At 72.8% G+C, this 11,852-nt stretch carries 11 protein-coding genes; 6 read left to right on the forward strand and 5 right to left on the reverse strand.

Going from position 1 to position 11,852, the window contains the following annotated elements; all coding sequences use genetic code 11:
• Positions 1 to 27: 27 nt before the first annotated feature.
• Both ACFRU2_RS07035 and ACFRU2_RS07040 read right to left on the reverse strand, forming a co-directional pair.
• Complete coding sequence (locus tag ACFRU2_RS07035; protein ID WP_382968619.1) at positions 28 to 471, reverse strand: nitroreductase family deazaflavin-dependent oxidoreductase; 444 nt, start codon at positions 469 to 471, stop codon at positions 28 to 30.
• A gap of 95 nt (positions 472 to 566) precedes the next feature.
• Complete coding sequence (locus tag ACFRU2_RS07040; RefSeq protein WP_382968622.1) at positions 567 to 1,730, reverse strand: FAD-dependent monooxygenase; 1,164 nt, start codon at positions 1,728 to 1,730, stop codon at positions 567 to 569.
• Positions 1,731 to 1,813: 83 nt separating this feature from the next.
• On the opposite strand from ACFRU2_RS07040, the gene ACFRU2_RS07045 reads away from it, so the two are divergent.
• A complete protein-coding gene (locus ACFRU2_RS07045; RefSeq protein WP_382968625.1) occupies positions 1,814 to 2,404 on the forward strand; it encodes a TetR/AcrR family transcriptional regulator in 591 nt (196 codons plus the stop codon).
• A 43-nt stretch (positions 2,405 to 2,447) separates the two neighbouring features.
• Here ACFRU2_RS07045 and ACFRU2_RS07050 read toward each other — a convergent pair whose 3' ends face one another.
• Positions 2,448 to 3,356, reverse strand: coding sequence for an aldo/keto reductase (locus ACFRU2_RS07050; protein ID WP_382968627.1), 909 nt, complete (start codon positions 3,354 to 3,356; stop codon positions 2,448 to 2,450).
• Between the two features lie 88 nt (positions 3,357 to 3,444).
• Here ACFRU2_RS07050 and ACFRU2_RS07055 point away from each other — a divergent pair, with 88 nt between their 5' ends.
• Positions 3,445 to 4,422, forward strand: coding sequence for an ArsR/SmtB family transcription factor (locus ACFRU2_RS07055; RefSeq protein ID WP_382968629.1), 978 nt, complete (start codon positions 3,445 to 3,447; stop codon positions 4,420 to 4,422).
• Positions 4,423 to 4,463: 41 nt separating this feature from the next.
• On the opposite strand, the gene ACFRU2_RS07060 is transcribed toward ACFRU2_RS07055, so the two are convergent.
• Complete coding sequence (locus ACFRU2_RS07060) at positions 4,464 to 5,132, reverse strand: LysE family translocator (protein ID WP_382968631.1); 669 nt, start codon at positions 5,130 to 5,132, stop codon at positions 4,464 to 4,466.
• 25 nt (positions 5,133 to 5,157) lie between these two features.
• Here ACFRU2_RS07060 and ACFRU2_RS07065 point away from each other — a divergent pair, with 25 nt between their 5' ends.
• The gene (locus ACFRU2_RS07065) at positions 5,158 to 5,694 is read left to right on the forward strand and encodes a CGNR zinc finger domain-containing protein (protein WP_382968633.1); all 537 of its coding nucleotides are present in this window, start codon (positions 5,158 to 5,160) and stop codon (positions 5,692 to 5,694) included.
• 5 nt (positions 5,695 to 5,699) lie between these two features.
• Here the strand turns inward: ACFRU2_RS07065 and ACFRU2_RS07070 are convergent, their stop codons facing one another.
• A complete protein-coding gene (locus tag ACFRU2_RS07070; RefSeq protein WP_382968635.1) occupies positions 5,700 to 7,694 on the reverse strand; it encodes a serine hydrolase in 1,995 nt (664 codons plus the stop codon).
• A gap of 145 nt (positions 7,695 to 7,839) precedes the next feature.
• Here ACFRU2_RS07070 and ACFRU2_RS07075 point away from each other — a divergent pair, with 145 nt between their 5' ends.
• The 3 genes from ACFRU2_RS07075 to ACFRU2_RS07085 all read left to right on the forward strand — a co-directional run bounded on the left by ACFRU2_RS07075 (position 7,840) and on the right by ACFRU2_RS07085 (position 11,836).
• Entirely contained in the window at positions 7,840 to 8,946 is a 1,107-nt protein-coding gene (locus ACFRU2_RS07075; RefSeq protein ID WP_382968637.1) for a nitronate monooxygenase, read from the forward strand.
• A gap of 20 nt (positions 8,947 to 8,966) precedes the next feature.
• The gene (locus ACFRU2_RS07080) at positions 8,967 to 10,520 is read left to right on the forward strand and encodes an acyl-CoA synthetase (RefSeq protein ID WP_382968639.1); all 1,554 of its coding nucleotides are present in this window, start codon (positions 8,967 to 8,969) and stop codon (positions 10,518 to 10,520) included.
• A 176-nt stretch (positions 10,521 to 10,696) separates the two neighbouring features.
• Entirely contained in the window at positions 10,697 to 11,836 is a 1,140-nt protein-coding gene (locus tag ACFRU2_RS07085; RefSeq protein ID WP_382968641.1) for a calcium:proton antiporter, read from the forward strand.
• Positions 11,837 to 11,852 lie beyond the last annotated feature (16 nt).

The following is an 11,852-nucleotide window of genomic DNA, read 5'->3' on the forward strand; positions in this document are numbered from 1 at the left end:
CCCTGTGCCCGGCGCCCCGGTGCCCCGTCAGCCGACGGGGTCGATCACGACGATCGGGATCTCCCGGCTGGTCTTGGTCTGGTACTCGTCGTACGAGGGCCAGTGCTTCACCATCAGCGGCCAGAACCGGGCACGCTCCTCGGAGGTCGCGGTCCGCGCGGTGCCCTGCCGGACCTCGGGACCGACCTGCACCCGGACCTCGGGGTGCTCGGTGAGGTTCCGGTACCAGAGCGGGTCCGCGGGGTCGCCGCCCTTGGAGGCGACGATGAGGTAGCGGCCGTCGTCCTCGCCGTAGATGAGCGGGGTCCGCACGGGCTTCCCGGACTTGCGGCCGATGGTGGTCAGCAGCAGGGTCTGGGTGTTGTTCCAGTACTGTCCCTCGGCCCCGCCCGAACCGACGTACAGCTTGACGTGATCCAGGGTCCAGCCCGGCTTGGGGTCGATCGGGTTGTCCCAGTCGATGTCGGTCATATGGCTTCGCCTGCCTTCGTGTTGAACGGTCAACGAACCACAACAACGAGTGTCGGCGCCACAGGGCACGGCCCTGTCACCCCTGGGCGTGTGCCCTATTCCGGAAGCCCGAACCCGTCGAAGGCGAAGAGGTCGTCCAGGGCGCGCCGCGTGGCGCGGGCCGGGGTGGCGCGGACGGCGAGGTCGCGGGCGGCCACCGCGAGGGGGTGCGTCAGCGCGGCGACCCGGCCCGCACGGCGGGAGCGGACGCGCAGGGCGTCGGTGCGGGCGCAGCGGGCCGCACTGTAGGCGGCCAGGGCCGCCCGTACGTCGGTTCCCTCCAGCAGGTGCGCGAGGACGGCGGCGTCCTCGACGGCCTGGCACCCGCCCTGGCCGAGGTTGGGGGTCATGGCGTGAGCCGCATCGCCGAGCCACGCCAGCCGGCCCTGGTGGAACCGGGGGAGCGGGGCGGCGAGGTCGTACAGATCGTGCTGGAGCACGGCCTCCGGGTCGATCCGGTCCAGCAGGGCCGGGATCGGATCGTGCCAGGTGCCGTAGCGGCGCAGGAGTTCGGCGCGGACGTCGACGGGCCGGTGGCCCTCGGGGACGACCGCGGTGGCGTAGACGTACACGCGGCCGTCGGCGAGCGGGACGACGCCGAAGCGCTCCCCGCGGCCCCAGGTCTCGGTGGCGGCGCGCACGGGCGGCCCGCCGGCCGCCAGGACGGTCCGCCAGGCGGTCTCCCCGCTGTGGTGCAGGCCGGGATGAGCGGGGAAGTACCGGCGGCGGATCGGGCTGTGGATGCCGTCGGCGGCGATGACGACATCGGCGGTGAGGGCGCCGGCCGAGGTGTGGACGACGGGGCGGCCGTGTACGTCGTCCGCGTCGTCGACGGCGGTCACGGCCGTGCCGTACCGGAGGGCCCCCTCGGGGAGCTCGGCGGCGAGGGCGGCGGAGAGGGACGGGCGGTGCACGGCGAGCGGGGGCCGGCCGTACCGGGCGGTCAGCGCGGCGCAGTCGGCGCGGCTCAGCAGGCGGCCGCCGGGGCGGCGCAGGTCCATCGCGGCCGGGGCGGCGTGGCCCGTCGCGCGGGCGGCGTCGAAGCCGATCGCGTCGAAGGCGCGCAGGGCGTTGGGGGCGAGGACGATCCCCGCGCCGACGGCGGAAGGCGCCGCGGCACGTTCGCAGACGGTGACGTCCCAATCGCGACGGTGCAGGGCCACCGCCACCGAGAGCCCGCCGATCCCCGCACCCACGACCACCGCATGACGTCGGGTCATGACAGTTCCTCCCTCGCCGTTCGACCATCCCCTCTACATCTGTAGAGGGGATGGCTGTCACTCTACACCTGTAGAGTGAGGGGATGAGTGCACCCGAGCGCGGCAGCGACCGCAGGACCCTGATCGCGGACAGCGCGATCGAGCTGGTGGCCGCCGCCGGGCTGCGGGGTCTGACCCACAGGGCGGTCGACGGCACGGCCGGGCTTCCGGCGGGCAGCACCTCGTACTACTTCCGTACGAGGACGGCGCTGATCGGCGCCTGCTACGCGCGGCTGGCCGAGCTGGACCTCGACGACTTCGACGGCGGAGCCCCGCCTGAGTCGACGGACCGAGACGCCGCCGCCGCGGCGGTCGCCGCGGTGCTGTACCGATGGCTGACCACGGGCCGGTCCCGGCAACTGGCGCGCTTCGAGCTGAGCCTGGAGGCCGCCCGGAACCCGGAGCTCGCGACGGAACTCCACCGGGCCGGCCGGGGCCCGCGCGAACTGGCCGCCGGAATCCTCGCGGCCCTCGGCGCCACCCGGCCGGCCGAATCCGCCGAACTCCTGGTCGCGTGGGCCGACGGACTCCTCTACGACCGCCTCGCGGGCGCACTCGCCCACACCCGCCCGGCACCCGACCCGGCCGAACTGACGGCCGTGGCCCGCCGGATGCTCGACGCGGTCCTCGCTTAGGGGCGGCTCCGGAAGTCCTTGGGCCTTGGCGCGGAAGTCCGGGTCAATCCGTCCCGTGGTGGAGGGGGCCCAGGACGGCGAGTTCTTCCTCCGACAGGTGCAGGGAGCCGACGGCGACGTTCTGGGCAAGGTGGTCGATGTCGCCGGTGCCGGGGATGGCCAGGACGTGAGGGCCCTGGTGGAGCGTCCACGCCAGCCGGATCTGGGCCGCGCTCACCCCGTGGGCGCGGGCGACGGCGTGCACCTCCGGGCTGTGGCCGGTGGTCGCGCCGGCGGTGCGTCCGGTACCGGCGATCGAGTAGAACGGCACGAACGCGATGCCTTGTTCACCGCAGAGGTGCAGGAACTCCTGCTGCTCGGGTGACGCACCGATGCCGTGCATGTTCTGGACGCAGACCACCGATGCGATGGTCCGGGCCTCGGCGAGGTGGTGGGGTCGGACGTTGGACAGGCCCAGGTGACGGACGAGCCCGGCCTCACGCAGTTCGGCGAGCGCGCCGAAGCGTTCGGCGATGGAGTCGGTGCCGACGATGCGCAGGTTCACCACGTCGAGGTGGTCGCGGCCGAGCTGGCGCAGGTTCTCCTCCACCTGGCCGCGCAGTTGCCCGGGGGTGGCGTGCGGAAGCCACCGGCCCGAGGGGTCGCGGCCCGGCCCCACCTTGGTGGTGATGACGAGGTCGTCCGGGTAGGGGGCCAGCGCCTGGTTGATCAGCTCATTGGCGGAGCGCAACGCCGAGAAGTAGAACGCGGCGGTGTCGATGTGGTTCACGCCGAGCTCGACCGCGCGGCGCAGCACGCCGATCGCCTGGTCGCGGCCGCGCGGCACGGCATCGGCCGCGAACGCCTCCCCGTGCTGGGGCAGGCGCATCGCGCCGAAACCGATCCGGTTGACCGTGCGGTCGCCGAGCTTCCAGGTGCCCGATGCCGCTGCGGTGATCGTCTGTGAGGTCATGGCGGGATGATCTCCGCACGGTAGGCTGGCCCGCCATTGATTCAGGCATGTGTGAATCCATCGAGGAGGGGTCGTCCTGGCGGAGCTGGTGTTCTCGACGAGCGATCTGGCGCAAGTGCGGTTCGCCGTCTCACCCATGTGGGAGGTCGCGCCCAGCTTCCGGCTGCTGAGGTCCGGCACCACGCATCCGGTCCATCGGCCCTGGGCCGACCAGGTGCGCCCGCGTATGGTGGCCGCCGGGCTGGACCAGGGCTGGCTCCGCGAGCTGATCCCGCTCACCGGCGGCTACGTCCCCGACTTCCTCAACCCGCCACCCGCCGGACCCGCCCCCACCCCGGCGGCAGAGCGGGACGCGATCCGGGCCGCGCCCGCCGACCGGGTACGCCAGGACCTCGACCACCTGGCCCGCCACCAGGGGAACCTCGGCCCCCGGCTGCGGGCGCTGCACAACGACCCACAGGGTCTCCTGGCCAAGGTCACGGAAGAGATCGAAACCTACTGGGAGCTGGCACTCGCCCCCTACTGGGCGCGCATCCGGGCCGTCCTGGACGCGGACATCCTCCACCGGGCGCGCATGGCCGCCGAGCACGGCGCCGGCCACCTCCTCAACGACCTGCACGCGTCCGTGAGCTGGGACGGCAACGCGCTACGGATGGCCCGCCGAAAGCAGCCGCTGACCCGTACGACGGCAGGAACGGGACTGCTCCTGATCCCCTCGGCCTTCACCGGACCGGGGCTGCGCACCCGGACGACGCTGCCGGACCCACCTCAACTCGCCTATCCGGCGCGGGGTATCGGCACGCTGTGGACGCCGCGCCCCGCAACCCGGGCCGACTCCCTCTCCGCCGTGCTGGGCCGCTCACGGACCCTGCTGCTGACCGAGCTGGACATGCCGGCCTCCACCACACAGCTGGCGCACCGCACCGGACTCTCCCCCGCAGGGGTATCCCAATACCTCACCGCGCTGCGCAATGCGGGCCTGGTCAGCGCCCACCGTGCCGGTCGCTCCGTCCTCTACGCCCGCACCGCCGCGGCCGAAACCCTCCTCCAAGCCGCCTCCGCCTGACCTGACGTCAACCCCCGAAGGATGTACGGACGACCACCTGGTCATGCCCGGGCCCGGGTGGGTACCTCGCGGACGAGGAGGAGGGCCACGGCGCCCAGGAGGGTGCCGGTGATGCGGCGTTGCACGGTGGCCCAGGTCGGGCGTCGGTCGAGGAAGGTGGCGACGGCGCCGGCGGCGATGACGATCAGGGCGTTGACGGTCAGGCTCACCGCGATCTGAACCGACCCGAGCGTCAGGCCCTGCGCGGTCGGATGCCCGCGGTGCGGGTCGACGAACTGCGGGATCAAGGTCAGGTACATGATCGCGGCCTTGGGATTGAGCAGGTTCGTCACCAGCCCCATGCGGAAGAGCCGCGCCGGGCTGTCGCGGGGGATGTCGCGGACCTCGAACATGCCCCGCCCGCCGGGGCGCAGGGCCTGCCAGGCGAGGTGGGCCAGATAGAGGACGCCGGCGGCTTTGAAGCCGATGAACAGCCAGGGCACGGCGACGAACACGACCGCGAGGCCGAGGTTGCCCATCAGCATGTAGACGACGAAGCCGACACCGGTGCCGGCCAGGGAGACCAGGCCCGCAGCGCGTCCCTGGCTGATGCTGCGCGACACGAGGTAGATCATGTTGGGCCCGGGGGTCAGCACCATCACCAGCGCGGTGAGTGCCATGCCGAGGGCGGACGCACCGGACACGGGTGAGGACAGCGAGGTGAGGGACATGTCCCCACCTTGATGTAATGCCCTTATGCATCTCAACCCTTACGGTGAGTACGCCGTGCTCCTCGCCCGTTCCCTGGCCGACGACTGGCCCGACACCCGGGCCGGGATCGTCGAGCGGACCCGCGAGTTCGGCATGACGATGCCCTTCCCCGAGAGGCCTGACGACCACGCCCGCTGCCGGGCCGTGCTCGATGACTGGATCCGGGTCGTCGACGCCCGTGACCCGAGCGAGCGGGCGGCGATCCTCAACGAGCAGATGGCCGCCGCCACTGCGTATCCCCGCATGACCGACCACAACGGCGAGGGCTGGCACCTGCACTATCGCGACGTCGACGACGACCTGGCGCGGGTCCTGCACGCCGTGTTCAGCGTCGGGACCGCACTGCACCTCACGACGCGCGGCATGAGTCGCCTGGGCCGGTGCGCGGCCCACCCCTGCACGAAGGTCGTCGTCGACACCTCACGGAACGGCACCCAGCGGTACTGCTCGCCGCGCTGCGGCGGCCGGGACGCCGTCCGCCGGCACCGCGCTCGTCAGCGCGAGCGAGGGCGACCCGCCTGAGGGCCTCAGTCCGCCGAGCGGGACCAGCCCGTCGCCTCGATGCGGGAGGCGTCCGCGGGGCGGTCCTCGGCGAAGAGGAGGCGGGCGGGTTCCGACACGCGCAGGACGTCGACGTAGGCGCCCCGGCCCACGTAGCGGCCCTGCGCGGTGTGGCGGAAGCGGAGGTGCACCTCGCGGCCGGCCCAGGCGGCGAGCGGAGCTTCGAGGCGGTGCCAGATGCGGCCCGACCAGCCGGAGACGGAACCCTGCGGCCACTGTTCGGCCGCTCCGCCGGTGGTGCGGACGGTGGTGAAGGGGAGCGGCTCCCAGGCCTGCCCGTCGGCGGAAGCCTCCAGGTGCAGCGCGCCCGCGCCGGGCACGGTGTCCCACCACAGCGCGCAACGCAGCCGGGCGGCTCCGGTGGTGGGGGTGAGGGGCGGGAGGGTCAGGGTGCCCGAGCCGCCGGTTTCCATGCCGGAGTACCAGGCCGGGCCGCCGTGCTTCGTGCGGACGGGGACGGCGCGGGCGAAGCGGTTGCCGACGGCGACGCGCGGGGCGCTGCCGGCGCGCCAGGTGCGCACGGGGTGCACGGAGTTGCCCAGGAGGATCAGGAAGGAGTCCGTGGAGGGGTCCAGGACCAGGGAGGTGCCGGTGAAACCGGTGTGGCCGGCGGAGTGCGGGGTGGCCATGGCGCCCATGTACCAGTGCTGGTAGAGCTCGAAGCCCAGGCCGTGGTCGTCGCCGGGGAACGCGGTGTTGTAGTCGGTGAAGAGGAGCTCGACGGAGGCGGGGCGCAGGATGCGCTTGCCGGCGTAGACCCCGCCGTCGAGGAGGGTGCGGGCCAGGATCGCCAGGTCCCAGGCGGTGCCGAAGACCCCGGCGTGGCCGGCGATGCCGCCCAGCGCGTGTGCGTTCTCGTCGTGGACCTCGCCCCAGACGAGCCCGCGGTCCAGCCCGGACCAGGGCGGGCGCTGCACTTCGGTGGCGGCCGTGACCCGGCGCCAGGAGAGCGGTGGGTTGTAACGAGTGCGGTGCATCCCGAGCGGAGCAGTGATCTCGTCCTGGAGCAGGAGGTCCAGTGTGTGACCGGTGATCCGTTCCAGGAGCAACTGGAGCGCGATGAGGTTCAGGTCGGAGTAGCGGTAGACCGTCCCCGGGGTTTCCTGCGGCCTCACCGACCACAGCAGCCTCAACTGCCCCGCGCGCGTCGGCTCTTTGTAGAAGGGGGCCCAGGACCGCAGCCCCGAGGTGTGCGTGAGGAGCTGGCGCACGGTGACCGACTCCTTGCCCCCGCCCGTGAACTCGGGCAGGTACCGGTGCACCGGCGCCTCCAGCTCCAGCCGGCCGCGCTCCATCTGCTGCACGGCCAGCAGGGAGGTGAACAGCTTCGAGAGGGAGGCCAGGTCGAAGACCGTGTCCTCGGCCATCGCGATCCGCTGCGCGGCCGGGAACTCCCGGACCCGGTCGGTGCGGCCGTCGTAGTCGGCGTACCGCACGGCGTCGCCCATCGCCCGGTGCAGCGCCACGGTGCGACCCCGGCCGGCGAGGACCACGGCCCCGGCGTAGTAAGGGTGTTCGGGGGAGGGGCCGAGGAAGCGCCGTGCCTCGTCCGCCACCCCTTCGAGGTGCCTTTCCAGCAGCCCGGCCTGGCGGGCGGACCCGTACCGCAGGCGCAGTCCCTGGAGCGCGCGCCGCTCGGCGGGCGCCCCGGAGGCCCCCGCGGACCCCGGCAGCGCGGCCTGGAGCACGAGCACGCCGCCCAGCGCCAACAGCCGCGCCCCGAGCCGTCGCCGACTGAGCCCGCGCCCGGGCCCGGCGCCGGCGTCCGCCCCGGACCCGCCGGCGTCCGCCCCGAGCCCGCTGCCGTCCGCCACGGGTCCGGCGCCGTCCGCCACGGGTCCGGTGCCGACTGACCCGGGCCCGCTGCCACTGCCGTTGCCGCCGCCGTCGTGCGCCGTCGGGCCGGTCGTGCCGGAGCCCTTCGTGCCACCGTCGTTCCCGGCTGCCCCTGGTGCCTTCATGACCGGTCCTCCCGTCCGCCGTCGTGCCCTCCCGAGTATCTGCCCGCTCACGACGCGGGCCCCGCGGCGACCGGCCGGCAAAGAATCTGACGCTGCATCAGAAAACCCCTTCCCTCGGCGGCCGGGCTGCGGCATCCTGCCGCCCATGGAGACGGAGCTGAGCAGAAAACTGGGAATAGAGCACGCCATCTTCGGCTTCACGCCCTTCCCGGCGGTGGCCGCTGCCATCACCCGCGCGGGCGGGTTCGGGGTGCTCGGAGCGGTCCGCTACACCGCCCCCGACGACCTCAAGCGCGACCTCGACTGGATGCAGGAGCACACCGACGGCAAGCCCTACGGGCTCGACGTGGTCATGCCCGCGAAGAAGGCCGTCGACGGCGTCAGCGAAGCCGACATCGAGGCGATGATCCCGGCCGCGCACCGGGAGTACGTCCGCGACACCCTCGCCAAACACCACGTACCCGAACTCCCGGAGGGCGAGGCCTCCGGCTGGCGCATCACCGGCTGGATGGAACAGGTCGCCCGCAACCAGCTCGACGTCGCCTTCGACTACCCCATCAAACTCCTGGCGAACGCGCTGGGTTCCCCGCCCGCCGACGTCATCGCGCGCGCCCACGAACACGGCGTCCTCGTCGCCGCCCTCGCCGGCAGCGCCAAGCACGCCCGCCGGCACGCCGAGGCCGGCATCGACATCGTCGTCGCCCAGGGCTACGAGGCGGGCGGACACACCGGAGACATCGCCACCATGGTGCTGGTGCCCGAAGTGGTCGAGGCCGTCGCCCCGCTCCCGGTCCTCGCCGCCGGCGGCATCGGCAGCGGCGAGCAGATCGCCGCGGGCCTCGCCCTCGGCGCCCAGGGCGCCTGGCTCGGATCCCTCTGGCTCACCACCACCGAGGCCGACATGCACTCCCGCGCCCTCACCGAGAAGCTCCTCGCCGCCGGTTCCGGCGACACCGTCCGCTCCCGCGCACTGACCGGCAAGCCCGCGCGGCAGCTGCGCACCGAGTGGACCGACGCCTGGGACGACCCGGAGGGCCCCGGCGCCCTGCCGATGCCCCTGCAAGGACTCCTCGTCGCGGAGGCCGTGTCCCGCATCCAGAAGTACGAGATCCAGCCGCTGCTCGGCACCCCCGTCGGGCAGATCGTCGGCCGGATGAACAGCGAGCGCAGCGTGCAGGCCGTCTTCGACGACCTCACCAGCGGCTTCGAGCGCGCCATCGACCGCATCACCCGCATCGCCGGCCGGGCCTGAGGAACTGAGGAGTCGACAAGATGACCGACACGCCCCCCAACGGCTTCTGGGCCCAGGCCACCGCCGACCCCGAGCGCACCGTCCTCGTCACCCCCGAGGGCGAGACCTGGTCCGCGGCCCGGCTGCACGCCGACGTCAACCGCCTCGTCCACGGACTGCGCGCCGCCGGCCTGGAGCGCGGCGACGTCTTCGCCGTCGTCCTCCCCAACAGCGTCGAGTTCCTCACCGCCTACCTGGCCGCCTCCCAGGCCGGTTTCTACCTCGTCCCGGTCAACCACCACCTCGTCGGCCCCGAGATCGCCTGGATCGTCTCCGACTCCGGAGCCAAGGTCCTCGTCGCCCACGAGCGGTTCGCCGACGCCGCCACCGCCGCGGCGGACGAGGCGGGCCTGCCCGCGAGCCACCGGTACGCGGTCGGAGCGGTCGCGGGCTTCCGCTCGTACGACGAACTGCTCGACGGGCAGCCGGACACCGCCCCCGCCGACCGCACGCTCGGCTGGGTCATGAACTACACCTCCGGCACCACCGGCCGGCCGCGCGGCATCCGCCGCCCGCTGCCGGGCAAGCTCCCGGAGGAGACGTACCTCGGCGGCTTCCTCGGCATCTTCGGCATCCGCGCCTTCGACGACAACGTCCACCTCGTGTGCTCGCCGCTCTACCACACGGCCGTCCTGCAGTTCGCCGCCGCGGCCCTGCACATCGGGCACCCGCTGGTCCTGATGGACAAGTGGACCGCGGAGGAGATGCTGCGCCTGATCGACGCGCACGCCTGCACGCACACCCACATGGTCCCGACCCAGTTCCACCGGCTCCTCGCACTCCCGCAGGAGACCAAGGACGCGTACGACGTCTCCTCCATGCGGCACGCCATCCACGGCGCCGCGCCCTGCCCCGACCACGTCAAGCGGGCGATGATCGACTGGTGGGGCACGTGCGTGGAGGAGTACTACGCCGCGAGCGAGGGCGGCGGCGCCTTCGCGACCGCCGAGGACTGGCTGAAGAAGCCCGGGACCGTCGGCAAGGCCTGGCCGATCAGCGAACTCGCCATCTTCGACGACGACGGCAACCGACTGCCGCCCGGTGAACTGGGCACGGTCTACATGCAGATGAAGACCGGCGGCTTCAGCTACCACAAGGACGAGGGCAAGACGAAGAAGAACCGCATCGGCGACTTCTTCACCGTCGGGGACCTCGGCCTGATGGACGAGGAGGGCTACCTCTTCCTCCGCGACCGGAAGATCGACATGATCATCTCGGGCGGGGTGAACATCTACCCGGCAGAGATCGAATCGGCGCTGCTCACTCATCCGGCGGTCGCGGACGCCGCCGCCTTCGGCATCCCGCACCCCTCCTGGGGCGAGGAGGTCAAGGCGGTCATCGAACCGGCCGAGGGCTTCGCGGCGAGCGACGCGCTGGCGGCGGAGATCCTGAACCACTGCGAGCGGCAACTGGCCGGGTACAAGCGGCCCAAGACCGTGGACTTCATCGAGACGATGCCGCGCGACCCCAACGGCAAGCTGTACAAGCGCCGACTGCGCGAGCCGTACTGGGAGGGCCACGAGCGCGCGATGTGAGCCCGACCGCTGCCGGGGCCGGTCCTGCGAGGGCCGGTCCTGCGGCGACCGGTCCTGCGGGGCCGGCCCCCGGCAGCGGTCCGCCACGCCCGGAGATTCGTGAGAAAGGCCACGTCAGGGGCGTAGAGGCAGCTGTTGGACCGCACAAGCGGAACAGTTCTGGCAAGTTGGCTGATATGAGTACGGCAACGCACAGAACTCCCCTGACCGACTGGACCGTCGTGGTCCCCCTGGTGGCGCTCGTCGCGCTGGCCTTCAGCTGGGGACGCGATCTGCCCACGCTCGCCGTGGCGCTGGTCGCCCTCTGCCTGGCCGGCGCGGTGCTGGCGGCGGTCCACCACGCCGAGGTCGTCGCGCACCGGGTCGGCGAACCCTTCGGCTCGCTCGTCCTCGCCGTCGCCGTCACCGTCATCGAAGTGGCCCTCATCGTCACCCTGCTGGCCGACGGCGGGGACAAGACCTCCTCCCTCGCCCGCGACACCGTCTTCGCCGCCGTCATGATCACGTGCAACGGCATCGTCGGCCTGTCCCTGCTCGTCGGGGCCCTGCGCAACCGCGTCGCCGTCTTCAACGCCGAGGGCTCGGGCGCGGCCCTGGCCACCGTCGCCACGCTCGCCGTACTCAGCCTCGTCCTGCCCACCTTCACCACCAGCAAGCCCGGCCCCGAGTTCTCCACGGCCCAGCTCGCCTTCGCGGCCACCGCCTCGCTCGCGCTCTACGGCTTGTTCGTCGCCGTCCAGACGGTCCGCCACCGGGACTACTTCCTGCCCGTCGACACCAAGCGGATCCGTAAGGAGGCCGCGCAGGCGGCCGCCGCGGCCGCGGCCGGCGAGGAGGACGAGCACGCTGAACCGCCCACCGCCCGCGCCGCCCTGATCAGCCTCGGACTCCTCCTCGTCGCGCTCGTCGCCGTCGTCGGAAACGCCAAGGCCGTCTCCCCGACCATCGAGCGGGGCGTCGCGGACCTCGGCCTGCCCTACGCCGTGGTGGGTGTGATCATCGCCCTGCTGGTCCTGGCCCCCGAGACCCTGGCCGCCGTCCGCGCGGCCCGCCGGGACCGGGTGCAGACCAGCCTCAACCTCGCCTACGGGTCCGCCATCGCCAGCATCGGCCTGACCATCCCGGCGATCGCGCTCGCCACGATCTGGCTGTCCGGGCCGCTGGTGCTCGGGCTCGCCCCGGTCCACATGGTGCTGCTCGCGCTGACCGTCGTCGTCGGCGCCCTGACCATCGTCCCGGGCCGCGCCACCCTGCTCCAGGGCGGCGTGCACCTCGTACTGCTGGCCGCGTACCTCTTCCTCGCCGTCAGCCCCTGAGCCCGCTCGCCCCCGT

The organism is Streptomyces sp. NPDC056883 (assembly GCF_042788835.1).
Classification (GTDB): domain Bacteria; phylum Actinomycetota; class Actinomycetes; order Streptomycetales; family Streptomycetaceae; genus Streptomyces; species Streptomyces stoeckheimensis.